The organism is Mesorhizobium sp., from assembly GCF_041661565.1.
In the GTDB taxonomy this organism is placed as follows: domain Bacteria; phylum Pseudomonadota; class Alphaproteobacteria; order Rhizobiales; family Rhizobiaceae; genus Mesorhizobium.
Window position 1 is genome coordinate 1 of sequence record NZ_JBAZUD010000115.1, and the last position, 17445, is coordinate 17445.

The following is a 17445-nucleotide window of genomic DNA, read 5'->3' on the forward strand; positions in this document are numbered from 1 at the left end:
CGCCGAAACCACGGCGAAGGCATAGGAGGTGCGTTCGCGCACTTTCAGGTAACGGGCGTTGGCGGCGAAGGAGGCGGCTTCGGCCGGCAGGCGCACGGCGACGATCAGGTCGCCGGGCTCCAGCGCATTCTCGCGCTGTGGCGTGTCGCCGGGAAGCCGGTGGAATTCCTCCAGCGTCACGTGGCGCCGGCCCTCCTTGCCCTCGATCTCGACCACGGCGTCGAGCGCCACCAGCGGCACGCAGAAGTCGGACGGATGGGTGGCGATGCAGGCATCGCTCCAGCCCAGCACGGCGTGCAGGCGGTTCTCGCCGCCAAGCGCTGCGCAGCCGGAGCCGGGTTCGCGCCGGTTGCAGGCGCTGGCGGTGTCGTAGAAATAACTGCAGCGCGTGCGCTGCAGCAGGTTGCCGCCAACCGTGGCGGCATTGCGAAGCTGCGCCGAAGCGCCCGACAGCAGCGCTTCCGCCACCGCCGGGTAGGCCTTGGCGAAGGCCGCGTCATGGGCGAGATCGGCATTGCGCACCAGCGCGCCGATGCGCAGACCGCCATCGTCTAGCGCTTCGATGCGGTTGAGTTCCGGCAGCCGGGATATGTCGACGATCCGCTCCGGGCTGGTGACGCCGCCCTTCATCAGGTCGAGCAGATTGGTGCCGCCGGCGAGATAGGCCGAACCCGGCTCGGCCGCCGCCGCTATCGCGTCGGGGATGGTGGTTGGCCTGATGTAATCGAAATCTCTCATGCCGCGGTCCTCCGGTCGGTCTTGGCCATGTTTTCCTGGGCTTCCAGCACGGCTTCGACGATGCCGCCATAGGCCGCGCAGCGGCACAGATTGCCGCTCAACCCCTCGCGGATGCGTTCGGGATCGTCGCCGGCCTGTCCTTCGGCGATCAGGCCGAGCGTGCTCATGATCTGGCCGGGCGTGCAGAAGCCGCACTGGAAGCCGTCATGGGCGATGAAGGCGGCCTGCACCGGATGCAGCTCTTCGCCCCGGGCGACGCCTTCGATGGTCAGGACATCGGCGCCGTCATGGCTGACCGCCAGCGCCAGGCAGGAATTGACGCGCCTGCCGTCGACCAGCACCGTACAGGCGCCGCACTGGCCGCGATCGCAGCCCTTCTTGGTTCCGGTGAGATCCAGCCGCTCGCGCAGCAGGTCGAGCAGGGTTACGCGGGGCTCGACCTCCAGTTCGTGCCGTAGGCCGTTGATGGTAAGCGTGATGGGAAGACTGGTCATGGGCGTCTGGCTCCAATGCTTGACGCGAAGGGAAGAATGGCGAGGGCTGATCTCCCCCCTCAAGGGGAGATGTCGGAGAGGGCGACAGAGGGGGTCGCTTGGACCGGGCGCGGGCCTTCCGCGGCGAATGGAGGCTACGGTTCTATGTGACGCGCCCCCTCAAGGGGGAGATAACGCTCTGCGGCGCCTTGGCCAGTCTCCAGTGACCTTGCACGTTCGAATTGCGTGACATACGGGTTTCCCTGCCTATATGATGAAAGCACTCCACTTAAACGGAGGCGCCTCCGTTTATTAGTTGGGGCTGGGCCTGGCCGGGTTCAAGTCCCATATTTCGTCCGTGGAGAAAAAATTGGCCGAGACCGTCATCGCCGAACAGAACGCCGCAAAGGCAAAGCCGTTGCGCGCCGACGCGCGCCGCAACCGCGACAGGCTGGTCGAAATTGCCGCCGCCGCCTTCGCCGAGCGCGGCATCGACACCTCGCTGGAGGACATTGCGCGCCGCGCCGGTGTCGGCATCGGCACGCTCTACCGGCATTTCCCGACGCGCGAGCATCTGGTCGAGGTGGTCTACCGGCGCGAGGTCGAGGGGCTTTGCGCGGCCGCAGGCGAGCTCGCCGCAAGCGTTCCGTCCGATGTCGCGCTGGAAGAGTGGATGCGCCGCTTCGTCGACTACATCGCCACGAAGCGCGGCCTGGCGGCCAGCCTGCGTATCCTGCTCAGCGCCAATTCGACGCTGTTTTCCGACACCTGGCAGCGCGTGTCGCAGGCGCTGCGGCAGCTGGTCGAGGCGGCAGTGGCCGACGGCACCATCCGCTCCGACGTCGACGCCACCGATGTGCTGCACGCGCTGTCGGGCATCTACTCGGCGCCGGACACGCCGGAGTGGCGCGACCGCTCGCGCCGGCTGGTGACGGTGCTGATGGATGGGCTGCGGTTCGGGGCGGGATCATCCGCAAGGTCTGACGGCGATCGGTCCCCAACGCGGCGCTGACCGCGCGGACAGGTCGCATCTGCTCGCATGCCACGCCCGGCCTGCAGGACGCCCTTGCATCCTAACGCAAGCGGTTGTTAAAATCCTCACATTTTACATCATCGGTGAGTACCACGCATGACTTCTCGCAAGGCGCAACGGACAGCCCGGCTGATGCATTTCCTGTCGGAGCGGCGGGTCATCCATCTCAGCGAGGCGGCGACGCTGCTAGGCGTCTCGGAAATGACGGTGCGGCGCGACATCGCCACCAACCAGGGACAGATCGCCTATCTCGGCGGCCACATACTGGCGGCGGCCGAGATCGATGCCGATACGCCTTACGTGCTGGCGACCGCGGCCGACAGCCATGCGGCGGCAAAGCGCGAGGCCTGCGCGCATGCGGTGCGCAGGATAAGGCCCGACGAGACGATCTTCGTCGACTGCGGCACGACGCTGATCCACCTGGTCGATCTCATACCTGACTCTTATCGAATAACGGCAATCTGTTACGCGATGAATATCGCCGAACGCCTGAGCCGCAAGCCCAACGTGACCATGATCATGCTGGGCGGCGTCTATCATCCGGCTTCGGCGTCTTTCTCGGGGACGCATGATTTCGACATCCTGAAGAGCGTCGGCATCAACGCCGCCTTCCTGTCGGCCGCCGGCGTCGATGCCAAGCGCGGCGCGACCTGCGAGCATTTTCACGAGGCGGTGGTGAAACAGAAGGTGATGAGCCTGGCGCGGGAGAATTACCTCGTCGTCGACACCAGCAAGATCGGCAAGCTCAAGCGGGCGTTTTTCTCCGGCGTGGGTGGTTTCGATGCGGTGATCACGGAAGAGGGCGAGGTCGGGCCGGAGGGGTTTTGACTTACCGACGACTGGCGTGACCCCCATCGCTTCGTCATCCACGGGCGAAGCAAGGAGCGAAGCGACGCGCGCAGACCCGAGGATCCATTCCGTGAACTCCGAGCGCCTCTGCGGTGCAGAATTCTGAGCCGCTGCAACGCCTTAACGTCGCGGAGACCCGAGGATCCATGCCGTGACCTCCGAGCGCCGCTGCGGTGCATAATCTAAACCGTTGCAACGCCTCAACCTCACGGAATGGATCCTCGGGTCTCCGCGACGCCGCTCCGCGGCTGCTCCGCCCGTGGATGACGAAGTCGCGGTGCTTCGGCCACACCGTTCGGCAGCGCCGCTAGTCTAGTGGCCGACCCCACTTCGCCGCTAGCCGTAACCCAAGCTTCGTTTGACATTTCCTGCCGCTGATGGAAAAGTCACAAAAAAAGTAAGAGAAGTCTCAAAGGCTCTCGATCGGGGTGGGGACGCGGCTAGGGAGGACGTGCGCGCGTGATGGTCGAACAGCGTTCTGTCCCGCTTTTGGCGGAGACACCCTTGCTGCGCGTCGAGGGCGTCATGAAGCGGTTCGGCGGCGTCAATGCGCTGCGCGGCGTCAGTCTCGAAATCCGCTCCGGTGAAGTCCATGCCCTGCTTGGCGAAAACGGCGCCGGCAAATCGACGCTGATCAAGATCCTGAGCGGCGTGCACGTGCATGATGGCGGCACGATCGAGATCGACGGCAGGCCGGTCTCGTTTTCTTCGCCCATCCAGTCGCGCGATGCCGGGGTGGCGGTCGTCTACCAGGATCTCAGCCTGGTCGAGTCGCTTTCGGTCGCCGACAATCTGCTGCTCGGCCGCGAGCCGAAGACCCGCTTCGGCTTCCTGAAGAAGCGCCAGCTGGTGGCGCAGGCCGAGGCCTTTCTCAAATCGCAGAACATTCCGCTCGATGCCCGCGCCATGGTCGGGTCGTTGCCGTTTGCCTATCGCCAGATGACCGAGATCGCCAAGGCGCTGATGGGCGACGTCCGCCTGCTGATCCTCGACGAGCCGACCTCGGCGCTGACCGACGACGAGGAGAAGATCCTGTTCGAGGCGATCCGCGCGGTCGCCGCGCGCGGCGTTGGCGTGATCTACGTCACGCACCGCCTCAATGAGGTGTTCCGCATTTCCAATCGGGTGACCGTGTTCCGCGACGGGCAGAACGCCGGCACCTTCGTGACTGCGCAGACCAATATGCGGCAGCTGGTCGGCGCCATCGTCGGGCCGGATCATGCCGTCCTGAAGGGCGGCGCGGCCGCCCCGCCGTCACCGGCTGCTCCCGCCGGACAGACGGTGCTGGAATTGAAGGACGTCAGCAATGACAGGCTCGACGCGGCCACTCTCCAATTGCGCTGCGGCGAAATCCACGGCCTGGCCGGGCTGATCGGCAGCGGACGCACCGAGATCCTGCAGACGATCTTCGGCCTGCGGCCCGTGCAGTCCGGTGACGCCAGCCTCGACGGCGTGTCGCTGAGGGGCATCGATCCGGCGTCGGCGATTGCGCAGGGTATCGCGCTGGTCCCCGAGGACAGGCATTTGCAGGGGCTGGTTCTCGAACATTCGATCGAGCGCAACCTGACCTTGCCCCGGCTGCCCGACTTCTCCCGGCTCGGCTGGCTGCAGCGCGGGCCGGCCAGCGAGCACGCCAAGGCGGCCATGCGCCGGCTGGCGGTCAAGGCGCCGGGCGCGTCAACCCTTGTCAGGAACCTGTCCGGCGGCAACCAGCAGAAGGTGGTGTTCGGCAAATGGAACGAGCCGAGGCCGCGCGTGCTGTTGCTGGATGAGCCGACGGTCGGGGTCGATGTCGGCGCCCGCGAGGAGATCTACGGCGTCATCCGCGCCGCGGCGGCGGCGGGCAGCGGCGTGCTGCTGGTGTCGTCGGACCTTTCGGAACTGATCCAGCTCTGCGACCGCGTCTCGATCGTCGTCGATGGTCGCATTATCAGGACGATAGCCAGGCAGGATCTCGGCAGCGCCGAGGACCTCCACCACCTCATCCAACTTTCCCAGCCATCGGAAGAGCACGCGGCATGACCGAAACCCAGAGCCCGGCAAAAGCTGCCATCGCCCAGCCGGGCGGACGCCCGGCGCTGCTGAGCCTGCTGCAGGGCGAGCGGCCCTACATGCTCTACCTTGCCTTCGCCGTCATGCTGGTCGTCTTCAGCCTGGCATCGCCCTGGTTCCTGTCGATCGACAATTTCCTCAACATCGGCCGGCAGACGACCTTGGTCTCGATCATCGCTGTGGGCATGACATTCGTCATCATCTCGAGGCAGATCGACCTGTCCGTCGCCTCGACGCTGGCGCTTTCGGGCATGAGCGCGTCGCTGGCCATGGCTTTCGTCGCCAACAGCTGGATCGTGGGCGCGCTGGCCGGGTTGGGCACCGGCGCGCTGATCGGTCTGATCAACGGGCTGCTGACCACTCGGCTTGAAATCCCGTCCTTCCTGGTGACGCTGGGCACGCTAAGCGGCGCGCGCGGGCTGGCGCTGATGGTCACCAACACCAAGCCTGTCATCATCACCAACGAGTATTATTTCGCGATCTTCGGCGAAGGCTCGGTGCTGGGTATCCCTGCGCCGATCCTGTGGACGCTCGGCGTCACCGTGGCCGGCATATTGCTGCTGCACTACAGCGTCTACGGGCGGCGCGTCTACGCGGCCGGCGGCAACCCGACGGCAGCGCTCTATTCCGGTGTGCGCATCAAGCAGGTCACCACGCTGGCCTTCGTCCTGACCGGGACGCTCGCCGGGCTGGCGTCGCTGATCCTGTCGGCCCGCTCGCACGCGGCGCGGCCCGACGTGGTGCAGGGCATGGAGCTCGACGTCATCGCCTCGGTCATCCTCGGCGGCTGCAGCCTGTTCGGCGGGCGGGGCTTCGTGCTCGGCACGCTGCTCGGCAGCCTCATCATCGGCACGCTCAACAACGGGCTGGTGCTGCTCGGCGTCAGCTCGTCGCTGCAACTCGTCATCAAGGGAGCAATCATCGTCGCCGCGGTCGCGTTCACGAGGAGGTAAGGCGCGCTCGCGGATATCGGGAGAAGACCGCCGTCTCCAAACGGCGGACAGAAATTTCAACGATCAACGGAGGAAAGTCATGAAACAACAGGCACGAATCCTATTCGGTACACTGAGCCTCGCCGCCAGCGCCCTGGCGCTGTCGACATCCCTGAGTTTCGCGCAGACGCCCGACACCTGCGTCACCGGCGTCGACATGGCAACGCTCGGCCCCCAGGGCATTGTCGGGCAGGGCCCGCATGGTGAAAAGGCGGCCTCGCCCGACGAGCTGAAACTGACCGACGACGAGGCGGCCAAGGTCAAGGCCGGCAAGTTCAAGGTCGGCATCTCCATGCAGACCGTCAACCTCGACTGGTCGCAGCTGCAGGTCGCGGGCATCAGCGAGACGCTGGCCAAATATGGCGTCACCGTCACCGGCGTGGCGTCGGCCGAATATCAGGTCGACAAGCAGATCGCCGATATCGAGAACACCATCCAGCAGCATCCCGACGGCATCATCTCCATCCCGGTCGACTTCACCGCGACGGCGCCGACCTACAAGAAGGTGGGCGAGGCCGGCATCAAGCTGGTGTTTATGGACAGCATCCCGGTCGGCCTTGAATCGCCAAAGGATTTCGCCTCGATGATCTCAGCCGACAGCCAGGGCAACGGCCAGATCGCGGCGACGATCCTGGCGTCCTGCATGCCCAAGGGCGGCACGATCGGCCTGGTCAATTTCGGCGTCGACTATTTCAGCACCAATGAACGCACCAAGGGCGTCAGCGAGTGGATGAAGAAGAACCGGCCCGACATCGTCATGAAGCAGGTCGACTTCACCGACCCGTCGAAGGTGTCGCAGATCGCCGGCGACTTCCTCACCGGCAATCCCGATGTGAAGGGCCTGTTCGCGGTGTGGGACCAGCCGGCGCTGGACACGCTGTCCTCGATGCGCGCGCAGGGCATCGACATTCCGATCACCACGGTCGATCTCGGCCTGCAGTCGGCGATCGAGATCGCCAAGGGCGGCCCGCTCAAGGCAACCGGCTCGCAGCGCCCCTACGACCAGGGCGTCGCCGAGGCGCTGGCCATGATGAAGGCGCTTATCGGCGAGAAGACGCCCGCCTGGGTCGGCGTGCAGTCGCTGCCCGTGGTGCAGTCCAACGTGCTGGAATCCTACAAGACCGTCTTCCACAAGGATCCGCCGGCCGAACTGGTCGACGCCTGCAACGCGGCCAAGCCGAAGTGCAATTGAGGTAGCGATGGCACGGGCGCGGGAGAAATCCCGCGCCCGTCGCCCGCAAGGGCCAACGGCCAACGCTGGTCCCCCCGGGAATGGCTATGCCTTCGATTCAACCAGGATGACCAGCGATTCCGGCACCACGCCGTCATGGTCCATGGCGTCGGCGGCTTCCTTGCTGCGCATCAGCGCCGCCATCTTGTCCATGTCCGGAACGTCCATCATCACCGCCACCCGTTTTGGGTTCTGCGGATCGACGAAGGTGCGGATCTCGGTAATGCCCAGCGAGCCGAACAGCTCCTTGCGCCGGGGCGAACCCAGCCAGTGCTTGGTGTCCTTCGTGATGTCGTGATGTCCAATGATTGTCGGCATGGCATCCTCCCAAGGGTGGCGCCGGCGGTCGATATCGCCCGCCTGATGCTGCGATCCACCCGTAGGGCAGTCAGCGCCGTTTCCGCGAACCTGTCAATTAGACATTGCTGATGGACGATGTCGGTTCGGCGCAGGGTTCGGACCGGCACATCCCCCGGTGCCATCCTGCAGACGCGCGCTTGGCCCAACGGCCACATGCCAGCAAACTTGCGCACACCGGTTGACAACCGTCCAGATTCGCGGTTTTTTGACTTGTGAGATCGATCTCATTCGGGAGGAATGACATGAAATTGAAACTCAAGGTACTTATTGGCGCGGCCGTTGTCGGCCTGATGTCGGCTCAGGCGGTTGCCCAGGACAAGAAGCTGACGATCGCCTTCATTCCGGGCATCGCTTCGGACCCGTTCTTCAAGGCGATGGAGATAGGCGCGAAGAAGAAGGCGGAAGAGCTCGGCATCACCCTCATCTGGCAGGGCAGCGCGTCTGAATATTCGCCGCAGACCCAATTGCCGTTCGTCGACTCGGCGCTTGCGCAGGGCGTCGACGCCCTGATCCTGGTTCCGACCGATCCGGATTCGCTGCAGCCGAGCGTCGCCAAGGCGCAGGCCATGAACATTCCCGTCATCACCGTCGACACGACGGTCACCGACCAGAGCTACCTGACCTCCCACATCACCGGCGACAATGTCGACGGCGGCAAGCAGGCCGCCAAGACGCTGGCCGCGCAGATCGGCGGCAAGGGCGAGGTCTTCATCATGTCCGGCTCGCCGACCGGCACCACCAATGTGCTGCGCGAGAAGGGCTTCCGCGAGGAGCTGACGGCGAACTATCCCGACGTCAAGATCGTCGACCGCCAGTATGCCTACAGCCAGCCGGCCACCGCGACGTCCGCCATCAACACGGCGCTGCTGAAATACCCCAACATTGCCGGCATCTTCGCCATCGACGGCACCAGCGGCACCGGCGCGCTCGCGGCCCTGCGCAACAGCGGCAAGGTCGGCACGGTCAAGCTCGTCGGCTATGACGCCTACAAGGTGCAGGTGGACGCCCTGAAGGAAGGCGTCTTCACGGCACTCGTCGCCCAGCAGCCTGGCCGTGAGGCAGAGCTCGCGCTCGAATACGCCAAGGCCAGGATCACCGGCAAGGACGCCGACAAGATCGAGAAGACCGTGGTCATCCCGAACGTGGTGCTGACCAAGGAAAACCTGCCTGAAACCGAAAAGTACATGTACGCCCAGTAGTTTCAGGGAGCGACCCAGTCATGGCCAGCGCACCGCAATCCTCCCGCGTTGAAGCGGGAGGATCAGCCGAGCGATTGAGGGACCTGCTGATGCGGCAGGACCTTGTCCTGCTCGTGATCTTCATCGCCATGATCGGCGTGTTCAGCGCCATCAATCCCCGGTTCTTCTCGCTGCCGGCGGCCGCCAACATCCTGCAGGATTTCTCGCCGGTGGTGTTGATGGCAATCGGCCAGACCTTCGTCATCGCCAGCAAGGGCATCGACCTTTCGGTGGGGTCCGTGCTGGGGCTTTCCGGCGTCGTCATGGCCCTGGTCATCCGTGCCTGCAACGAGGCCGGATACGATCCGTCCCTGACGATCGGGCTCGGCCTTTTGGCGGCCATGGCCGTCGGCCTGGCGGTCGGCCTCGTCAACGGGCTGATGATCACCTATTTCCGGCTGGTGCCGTTCATCGCCACGCTGGCCACTTTCGGCGCGGCCGCCGGGCTGAGCCTCGTTGCCACCGGCGGCGTCCAGATCGCGGGCGGTCCACAGGCCGTCATCATGCTTGGCAACAAGGCCTATGGCGGCGCGTTCACCGTCCCGGTGATCGCCGTGTTCGTGGTCATCGCGGTGAGCTGGGTGTTCCTCGCCAAGTCGCGCTTCGGCCGCTGGACCTATGCGATCGGTTCAAACGCATTCGCGGCGCGGGGCTCCGGCATCGATGTGCAGCGCCACCTGATCAAGGTCTACATGCTTTCCGGCCTCCTGGCCTCGCTCGCGGGAGCCTTCGTCTATTTCCGCCTGGGCTCGGGTTCGCCCCTGTCGGGCCGGGGCGGGGAGCTCAGCGCCATCGCGGCGGCGGTCATCGGCGGCGTCAGCCTGCATGGCGGGTCGGGCAAGCTCGGCGGCACCGTGCTCGGCGCGCTGATCACCACGGCTGTGCTCAGCGGCCTGATCATGGTCGGCGTCGAGCCCAACTGGCAGCAGATCGTCGTTGCCGCGCTCATCGCCTTCGCCGTCGGCATCCAGAGCGTTCGCGGCCCGTCGGCGGGAGGCACCTCATGACCGCCAGGGCGCCTCTCTACGCGGTGCGCGATGTCGCCAAGCGCTACGGCCACCTGGTCGCGCTCGACGGGGTCGATTTCAGTGTCGACGCCGGTGAGGTGGTCGGCCTGGTCGGCGACAATGGCGCCGGCAAATCGACCCTGGTCCGGGTGCTTTCAGGGGCCAACATTCCCGACAGCGGCGAGATCAGCCTGGAGGGGACGGCGCGCCACTGGCGCTCGCCGCAGGATGCGCTGGCCGCCGGCATCGAGACGCTCTACCAGGATTCCGGCATCGCGCCCGACCTGACCGTCGCCGCCAACGTCTTTCTCGGCCGCGAGAAGTTGAAGCCCGGCCTGCTGGGCAAGCTTGGCTTCCTTGCAGAAAAGGAGATGCGCGAGGACGCGCGCCGCGAGCTTGAACGTGTCGGCATCGCAGTGCCCTCGGCGGGACGGCCCGTCTCGAAGCTTTCGGGCGGCCAGCGCCAGGCGGTCGCCATCGGCCGCGCCGTCGCCTGGGCCAACAAGGTCATCATCCTTGACGAGCCGACGAACCATCTTGGCGCCAAGCAGTCGGCGGAGGTGCTCGAGATCATCCGCCAGGCGCGTTCCAAGGGGCTCGGCGTCGTCTTCATCTCGCACACGCTGCCGCATGTCCTGGAGGTCACGGACCGCATCGTCGTGCTGCGGCTGGGCAAAGTCGTGGCGAATGCGCCGACCTCCACCTTCACGCCCGACAGCCTGCTGAAGGCCATCACCGGCCTCGCCTGAACCAAAGGAGCCTGCCTTGCTGCTACAAGTCGCGATCGACAGACCGGAACATCTTGCCCACCTTCCGGCGATGAGGGGCATTGCCGACATCATCGAGATCGGCACGCCGGTGCTGAAGCGCCTAGGCCTGTCGGCGATCACCACGGCGAGGGAATTGTGCCCCGACACGCTGGTGCTGGCCGATACGAAGACCGTGGATGGCGGGCAACTGGAGGCCGACATGGTTTTCGGCGCGGGCGCGTCCTTCATGACCGTGCTGTCCTGCGCCTCGCGCGCCACGCACGACCTGGTCGGAGCTTCCGCCAAGGCTTTTGGCGCGACGGTCATCGTCGATACGATCACCGAATCCGGCAAGGCGGAACTGCTGCCGCCGGGCGCGACCTTTCCTGAAAGCTTCGGTTATGTCGCCGTGCATTTCCCCTCCGATGCCCGCCGCGCGGGCAGCACGTCGACCACGCATATCGATGCCGTCCAGCAGATGCACGATCTCGGCTTCCGCGTCTCGCTGGCCGGCGGCATCGGCCCCGATACGCTCGACGCCGTCATCGTCGTCAATCCCGAGATCCTGGTCGTTGGCAGCGCCATCACCGAGTCCGGACAATCGAAAGAGGTAGCTCAATGGATACGCAACAGGATTCCCAATCCAGGCCTTGGCTGGCCGTGGGACAGGAAATAGAGGACCTGCTGGCCAGGGTCGATCCGCAGGCCTTCGAAGCGCTGGCCGCGATCTTCGAGGCTCCGGAGCGCCGCTGGTTCTTTTCCGGGCAGGGGCGTTCGGGCCTGTCGGCGCAGATGGCCGCGATGCGTTTCATGCATATCGGCCGCACCGTGCATTTCGTCGGCGAAGTCTCTGCGCCCTCCGTCCGCAGCGGCGATGGCCTGCTTCTGGTCTCGGGCTCCGGCGAGACGCCGGTCAGCCTCAACTTCGCGAAGATCGCCAAGCAGGAGGGGGCTGTCGTCGCCTTGCTGACGCACAAGCCGAAAAGCCCGATCGCCGCGATCGCCGATGTCGTGCTGACCGTCCCGGTCGAGCGGACGGAGCAGTTCGGCGGCAGCCTTTTCGAACAGTCGGCCCTGATCCTTCTCGACAGCGTCATCCTGGGGATGACGAGGCGCACGGAAGGGTCGCACGAGACCATGCGCTACCGTCACACGAACATGCAGTAGGCTGATATCGATGGGGCTGGCACTCACCATCGGCGATGGCATCGTCGACCTCATCCGGCATGACGACGGCAGGGAGGAATGGCATCCGGGCGGCGCGGCGCTGAACCTGGCGGTCGGCCTTTCGCGGCTGGGACATCAATCTGTGCTGGCCGGCCGCATCGGCGCCGACCGCGACGGTTTCCGCGTGATGCGCTACCTTCGCGACGAGGGCGTGCGCCTGATCAACTTCCCGACGGCGGACTTTACCGGCGTCGCGATTTCCGAACGGCAGAACGGCGAGCCCCGCTACCGTTTCAACGCGGCGATGTATCGCCGCCGCGTGGTCTTCACCGCCGAACTGATGGCAGCGCTGGCTCAGGCGCCGGTCGTGGCGGTCAACACCTTTCCGTTCCAGACGCTCGCCCAGGCCGAGGAGCTGGCGGCGGCGCGCAAGGATATTGGCGGGCTGTTCATCATCGATCCCAATCCGCGGCCCAATCTGGTGCGCGACCTCTCGGTCTTCAGGCGCGGTTTCGAACTCAATCTGCCCGACTGCTTCCTGGTCAAGCTCAGCGTCGAGGATGCCGCGCTTCTCTATGGCGGCGCGGAAGCGGATGCGATCGCCCGGATCCAGTCGCTCGGCGCGCGGCGCGTGCTTTTGACGCGCGGCGCCCGCGGCGCGAGCCTTTATGTGCCCGGCGATGAGCCGCTCCACGTCGATGCAGCGCTGGGCGCCGGCGAGGTGGTGGACACGATGGGCGCCGGCGACGCGACGCTGGCGGCGGTCATAGACTGGCTCCTGCGGCGAGGCGTGCCTCAAGGTCCGCAAGCCTGGAGGGCATATCTCGAACGGGCAATGCGCATTGCTGGCGCAACCTGCAAAAGCAATGGCGGCGGGCTCGTGGTGGCCGGGGAAACGCTCGTCGGTTGACGCCACCGGGAGGCTGTAGATTATGGCGGCGCGGGCCGAGCCGCGCAAAGCGCGCCGTGACGGCGGGAGCTTCTGGTCGAAAGCAGGATGGACGAGAACACCAGAAAGACAAGGCCTTCGGCCAAGTCCGGCGGCGAGGCGAAGGCCGGCCGCCCGGCACGGCTGATCGATGTCGCCAGGCTTGCCGATGTTTCGCGGGCGACGGCCGCCAGGGCGCTCGGCCAGTACGGCCTTGTCGGCCAGGAGACGCGCGACAAGGTGATGGCCGCGGCGAAAGCGCTCAACTACCAGGCCAACGAGGTGGCCCGTTCGATGCGCTCGGGCAAGACGCTGACCATCGGGCTGGTGGTGGCCGCGATCTCGAACTCGTTCTTCAACAGCACCATCCTGGCGATCATGGAAACGGCGGCCAGATATGGCTACCAGATCCTGATCCTGAACACGAACGACAATGCCGAACTGGAAGTCGAGGCGGTGCGGGTGCTCAGGGAAAAGCGCGTCGACGGCCTCATCGTGGTCCCGTCCTCCGTCGGCGACACCAGCCATCTCGATCCGCAGGGGCCGTCCAGCGTGCCGATCGTGCTGTTCGACCGTCTGGTTGCCGACAAGCCGCTGGCGGCGATGACGACGGACGACATTTTCGGCGCCGGCGAAGCGATACGCCATCTCGTGAGCAGGGGGCACCGCCGCATCGGCATGCTGATCGCCGCGCAGACCACGGAAGGCCACAGCATCGACCGGCCGGCGCGGGTCGTGTCGACGGTCGAGGAGCGCGCCGTGGGCGCCGAACTGGCCATGGCGGCGGCGGGCCTGTCCTTCGAACCCGGCTGGGTGCGCTACAGCGTGAACGCCATCGCCGTCGCCACCGATGCGGCGCTGTCGATCCTGCGCCAGCCGAACCCGCCGACCGCGATCCTCACCACCAATGAGGAAATGGCGCTGGCGGCGGTTTCGGCCGCGCGCCAGCTCCAGCTTGGCATCGGCACGGACCTGTCGCTGGTCAGCATCGACGATACGGCCTGGCTGAAGGTCTTCTCGCCGCCGGTGACGGTCATCGAAAGACCGATCCATGCTCTGGCACAGGCCGCGGTGGAAAGCCTGATCGGTGAAATCAGATCGGGGCTGCCGGCGCGGTCCGCCAGGCTGCAACCAAGGCTGATCGAGCGCGAGTCCGTTTGCGACCTGACAGTGGCGGGGCGGCGGTAGAACGGCTCGTCAATTGCCGGAACCTTCCAACCGGGCTGCGACTTGCCGGCCGGACAGGACCCTGAGCCAGGGTGCCAAATGGAAGGCGCTCATCAGCAGATACATCGCCGGCATGCCTGTCAGCGGCGACGCACCAGCGCCCACGCACAGCATGGCCGCGTCGCCAGCCTGAAAGCACGAGAGCAGCGCCATCAGGGCGAAAGTCGGCGCGGCGGCCAGGCACAGCCAGTCGGCGATACCGGGGGAGGCCGCACTGCTGTTTTCAGGTCTTGCGCTGCCGGTGCTCGTTTGGATGTTGCTCATCGTCTTTTCCTTGGTGGTCGCGACCTGTCGAAACTTGGTTTCCTCGCCCCTGCCAAAGGCAGGGGAGAGGTGGCCGCGTAGCGGCCGGAGAGGGGGCTCTCGTAAGGTGCGGCCCCTCTCCGTCTCGGCTTCGCCGAGCCACCTCTCCCCCCTCCGTGGGGCGAGGAACCCAAGCTGGATCGGCTCCAGTGCTTCCTACTCGCCCTTGTCGCGGAACGCGGCCTCGCCGGCGGCGGCCACTTCGGCCCATTTCCGGTCGGCGCCGGCATTGTAATTGTCGTGCCAGTTCCACCAGGAATAGAGCGGCGTCTGCGGATAGCCCTCGGGCGTATCCTCCCAGACTTCCTGGCGGCCGAGCGGCGTTGCGTCGAGATAGCTCCACACGGTGCCCATCGCCTCGTCGCCGCGGCTGTTGATGAAGTAGGTGCGGTAGACGCGGCCGTCATGCTGGATGAACACGTTGTGGCCGTGCCATTCGTCGACGCCGAAATCCTTGTCGAAGCTGTCGGTGATCGTGTACCAGGGCATCTCCCAGCCCATCCGCTGCTTCAGCCGCGCGATATCGGCCTGCGGCGCACGCGAGGCGTAGGCCAGCGTGGTGTTGCGGGCGTTGAGATGGGCGAGGTGGCCGACCTGGTCGGCGCCCAGCGAACAGCCGCGGCAGGCGTGTTCGGGCCAGCCATAGACGCCGGGCTCGAAGAAGGCGCGGTAGACGATCAGCTGGCGCCGGCCCTCGAACAGGTCGAGGAGGCTGGCCTTGCCGTTCGGGCCTTCGAAAACATAGTCCTTGTCGACTTCCAGCCACGGCATGCGCCGGCGTTCGGCGGCCAGCGCGTCCTTGGCGCGCAGCGTCGCCTTTTCTTTGACCAGCAGCTCTTCGCGGGCGGCGTCCCACGCCTGCCGCGAAACGATCGGCGGGATCTTCATTGCTACATGCTCGTTCATGGTCTTCTCCTGTTTATGAATTTGTCGTGTTCTCGCCAGGCGCCGCCCGGCGGGGCAAAACGAGCGCACCGGCGCCGGGGGAGGCAGGAGCAGGCACGGCTTGACCTGCATCGGCGGGGCCCGCGCAGCAGGGGTGGCGGGGCCGGCTAGGGGCGGCGAAAGGCAGTTGTTCTGTGTCGGTCATCGGTTTCTCCCTTGGCGCGCCGTACGGGCCGATGCAGGTTGCAGGCCCGGGCGGCTTGCCGGTTGGCGGTACTGGCCTAAGCTAACGGGACGTGGCGCGGGGGTGGGAGTTACAAGTGTGACGGGATTTGCATGGACTCGCTGATCACGGCTGCCGGACTGGCGCTGGCTTCGGGCGATCCGCTGGGCGCCCTCGACCGGGTCGCCCTGCGCGAGGATGCGCCGGCGCTGGCGCTGCGCGGCATCGCGATGGCGCAACTCGGCGATCTCGACCGCGCCAACGCGCTGCTGCGGCGGGCGGCGCGCGCCTTCGGCCCGAGAGAGGCGGTTGCGCGCGCCCGATGCGTTGTCGCCGAGGCCGAGATCGCCCTGGTCTCGCGTGACCTCGGCTGGCCGGCCAAGGCGCTCGACGCGGCGCGGGCGACGCTGGAAAAGCATGGCGACCGGCTGAACGCCGCGCATGCCGGCCACCTCAAGGTGCGCCGCCTGCTTCTGATCGGCAGGCTGGACGAGGCCGAGCAGGTGCTGGCCGGGCTCGATCCGGCGCCGCTGCCACCGGCTTCAAGGGCCGCGCACGAACTGGCCGTCGCCGGCATCGCGATGCGGCGCCTCAGGACCAAGCCGGCGCGCAAGGCGCTGGAATGGGCGCGCCAGGCCGCCCGGGAGGCCGGCATTGCGGGCCTGATGGCCGAGGTGGACAGCGCCTTCCTGGCGCTGGAGATGCCGGCGGCGCGGCTGATCGCCGATGGCGAGGAGCGCCCGCTGCTGCTGGAGGAGGTCGAGGAGCTGCGGGCGTCGCCGGCGCTGGTCGTCGACGCCTTCCACCATGCCGTGCGCCGGCAGGACATTTCGGTGTCGCTGGCGACGCGCCCGGTGCTGTTCGCACTGGCGCGTGCGCTGGCGGAAGCGTGGCCGGCGGATGTGCCGAGGGCCGGGCTCATCGCGCGGGCCTTTGGCGGACGGCATGCCGATGAATCGCATCGCGCCAGGCTGCGGGTGGAGATCGGCCGGCTGCGCGCCGAGCTGGACGGGCTGGCGGGCATCAATGCCACCAAGCGCGGCTTCGCTCTGGTGTTGCGCCAGTCCGGAAAGGTTGCGGTGCTGGCGCGGCCGATCGAGGAGCGGCACGCCGGGGTGCTGGCCTTTCTGGCCGACGGCGAATCCTGGTCGAGCTCGGCGCTGGCGCTCGCGCTCGGCACCGGCCAGCGCAGCGTGCAGCGCGCGCTGGAGCAGCTCGCCGAGGCCGGCAAGGCGCAATCGTTCGGACACGGGCGGGCGCGCCGCTGGATGACGCCGGCGGTGGCCGGATTCACGACGACCTTGTTACTCCCGGCGCCGTGGCTGAACGGCTAGGAAGGCGGGACGACCATGATCGAGGATCAAGACATGAAACATTCGACGGCCGAAATCCTGCGCGAATACGGGCCCTTTGAGGGTGTGAAAAGCATACATGGGGTGAGTTTCGACGGCGAGAATGTCTGGTTCGCCTCGGGCGACAGGCTGAATGCCTTCGACCCGGAAAGCGGGCGGACGCTGCGCACCATCGATGTCGCGGCCCATGCCGGAACCGCCTTTGACGGCCAGCATTTCTTCCAGCTCGCCGGCGACCAAATCCATAAGCTCGACCCGGATAGCGGCCAGGTGGTGGCCACCATTCCGGCACCCGGCGGCGGCCGCGACTCCGGCTTGACCTGGGCCGAGGGGACGCTTTGGGTGGGGCAGTACCGCGAGCGCAAGATCCACCAGATCGACCCCGACACCGGAGCAATCCTGCGCAGCATCGAATCCACCCGCTTCGTCACCGGGGTGACTTGGGTCGACGGCGAGCTGTGGCACGCCACCTGGGAAGGCGATGAGAGCGACCTGCGCCGGGTCGACCCGAAAACCGGCAAGGTGCTGGAGCGGCTCGACATGCCGGCCGGCATGGGCGTCTCGGGCCTGGAATCCGACGGCGGCGAGCGCCTGTATTGCGGCAGCACATCCACCGGCGTGGTGCGGGCTGTGCGCCG

Annotated in this window: 19 protein-coding genes; 14 read left to right on the forward strand and 5 right to left on the reverse strand. The window is 66.5% G+C overall.

Translation table 11 applies throughout. The features are described from left to right. Together WC739_RS18660 and WC739_RS18665 are read right to left on the reverse strand one after the other, a co-directional pair. Window positions 1-738: xanthine dehydrogenase family protein subunit M (locus WC739_RS18660; RefSeq protein ID WP_372954504.1), on the reverse strand; the 738-nt coding region annotated here is incomplete at its 3' end. Further along, on the reverse strand, window positions 735-1232 hold the full coding sequence (locus tag WC739_RS18665; RefSeq protein WP_372954505.1) for a (2Fe-2S)-binding protein: 498 nt from the start codon (window positions 1230-1232) through the stop codon (window positions 735-737). The genes WC739_RS18660 and WC739_RS18665, both read right to left, overlap by 4 nt. A gap of 337 nt (window positions 1233-1569) precedes the next feature. Here WC739_RS18665 and WC739_RS18670 point away from each other — a divergent pair, with 337 nt between their 5' ends. From WC739_RS18670 to WC739_RS18690, 5 genes are all read left to right on the forward strand, one after another. After that, window positions 1570-2223 carry a TetR/AcrR family transcriptional regulator gene (locus tag WC739_RS18670; RefSeq protein WP_372954506.1) on the forward strand — a complete coding sequence of 218 codons (654 nt, stop codon included), beginning with the start codon at window positions 1570-1572 and terminating at the stop codon, window positions 2221-2223. 117 nt (window positions 2224-2340) lie between these two features. Further along, window positions 2341-3072, forward strand: a complete 732-nt coding sequence (locus WC739_RS18675; protein WP_372954507.1) for a DeoR family transcriptional regulator — start codon at window positions 2341-2343, stop codon at window positions 3070-3072. A 525-nt stretch (window positions 3073-3597) separates the two neighbouring features. Next, the gene (locus WC739_RS18680) at window positions 3598-5115 is read left to right on the forward strand and encodes a sugar ABC transporter ATP-binding protein (RefSeq protein WP_372954508.1); all 1518 of its coding nucleotides are present in this window, start codon (window positions 3598-3600) and stop codon (window positions 5113-5115) included. Beyond that, complete coding sequence (locus WC739_RS18685; protein WP_372954509.1) at window positions 5112-6098, forward strand: ABC transporter permease; 987 nt, start codon at window positions 5112-5114, stop codon at window positions 6096-6098. Before WC739_RS18680 ends, WC739_RS18685 begins: the two co-directional genes overlap by 4 nt. A gap of 79 nt (window positions 6099-6177) precedes the next feature. After that, a complete protein-coding gene (locus WC739_RS18690) occupies window positions 6178-7329 on the forward strand; it encodes a substrate-binding domain-containing protein (protein ID WP_372954510.1) in 1152 nt (383 codons plus the stop codon). An 84-nt stretch (window positions 7330-7413) separates the two neighbouring features. Here the strand turns inward: WC739_RS18690 and WC739_RS18695 are convergent, their stop codons facing one another. After that, window positions 7414-7686 carry a hypothetical protein gene (locus WC739_RS18695; protein ID WP_372954511.1) on the reverse strand — a complete coding sequence of 91 codons (273 nt, stop codon included), beginning with the start codon at window positions 7684-7686 and terminating at the stop codon, window positions 7414-7416. 284 nt (window positions 7687-7970) lie between these two features. Between WC739_RS18695 and WC739_RS18700 the strand changes: the two genes are divergently transcribed. The 7 genes from WC739_RS18700 to WC739_RS18730 all read left to right on the forward strand — a co-directional run bounded on the left by WC739_RS18700 (window position 7971) and on the right by WC739_RS18730 (window position 14005). Then, on the forward strand, window positions 7971-8927 hold the full coding sequence (locus tag WC739_RS18700) for an ABC transporter substrate-binding protein (RefSeq protein WP_372954512.1): 957 nt from the start codon (window positions 7971-7973) through the stop codon (window positions 8925-8927). 89 nt (window positions 8928-9016) lie between these two features. Then, window positions 9017-9973 (forward strand): ABC transporter permease, encoded by a 957-nt coding sequence (locus WC739_RS18705; protein ID WP_372954513.1) that lies wholly within the window; start codon window positions 9017-9019, stop codon window positions 9971-9973. After that, a complete protein-coding gene (locus tag WC739_RS18710) occupies window positions 9970-10722 on the forward strand; it encodes an ATP-binding cassette domain-containing protein (protein ID WP_372954514.1) in 753 nt (250 codons plus the stop codon). Before WC739_RS18705 ends, WC739_RS18710 begins: the two co-directional genes overlap by 4 nt. A gap of 16 nt (window positions 10723-10738) precedes the next feature. After that, complete coding sequence (locus tag WC739_RS18715; protein WP_372954515.1) at window positions 10739-11398, forward strand: orotidine 5'-phosphate decarboxylase / HUMPS family protein; 660 nt, start codon at window positions 10739-10741, stop codon at window positions 11396-11398. After that, complete coding sequence (locus tag WC739_RS18720; RefSeq protein WP_372954516.1) at window positions 11383-11889, forward strand: SIS domain-containing protein; 507 nt, start codon at window positions 11383-11385, stop codon at window positions 11887-11889. Before WC739_RS18715 ends, WC739_RS18720 begins: the two co-directional genes overlap by 16 nt. A 10-nt stretch (window positions 11890-11899) precedes the next feature. Next, window positions 11900-12799, forward strand: a complete 900-nt coding sequence (locus WC739_RS18725; protein WP_372954517.1) for a PfkB family carbohydrate kinase — start codon at window positions 11900-11902, stop codon at window positions 12797-12799. Between the two features lie 87 nt (window positions 12800-12886). Then, the gene (locus WC739_RS18730) at window positions 12887-14005 is read left to right on the forward strand and encodes a LacI family DNA-binding transcriptional regulator (protein WP_372954518.1); all 1119 of its coding nucleotides are present in this window, start codon (window positions 12887-12889) and stop codon (window positions 14003-14005) included. A 9-nt stretch (window positions 14006-14014) separates the two neighbouring features. Here the strand turns inward: WC739_RS18730 and WC739_RS18735 are convergent, their stop codons facing one another. Together WC739_RS18735 and WC739_RS18740 are read right to left on the reverse strand one after the other, a co-directional pair. Next, the gene (locus WC739_RS18735) at window positions 14015-14308 is read right to left on the reverse strand and encodes a hypothetical protein (RefSeq protein ID WP_372954519.1); all 294 of its coding nucleotides are present in this window, start codon (window positions 14306-14308) and stop codon (window positions 14015-14017) included. Between the two features lie 195 nt (window positions 14309-14503). Next, on the reverse strand, window positions 14504-15253 hold the full coding sequence (locus tag WC739_RS18740) for a DUF899 domain-containing protein (RefSeq protein WP_372954520.1): 750 nt from the start codon (window positions 15251-15253) through the stop codon (window positions 14504-14506). Between the two features lie 315 nt (window positions 15254-15568). Here WC739_RS18740 and WC739_RS18745 point away from each other — a divergent pair, with 315 nt between their 5' ends. Further along, window positions 15569-16789 (forward strand): helix-turn-helix domain-containing protein, encoded by a 1221-nt coding sequence (locus WC739_RS18745; RefSeq protein ID WP_372954521.1) that lies wholly within the window; start codon window positions 15569-15571, stop codon window positions 16787-16789. Between the two features lie 33 nt (window positions 16790-16822). Continuing rightward, a partial coding sequence (locus tag WC739_RS18750; protein ID WP_372954522.1) for a glutamine cyclotransferase occupies window positions 16823-17445 on the forward strand: 623 nt, incomplete at its 3' end.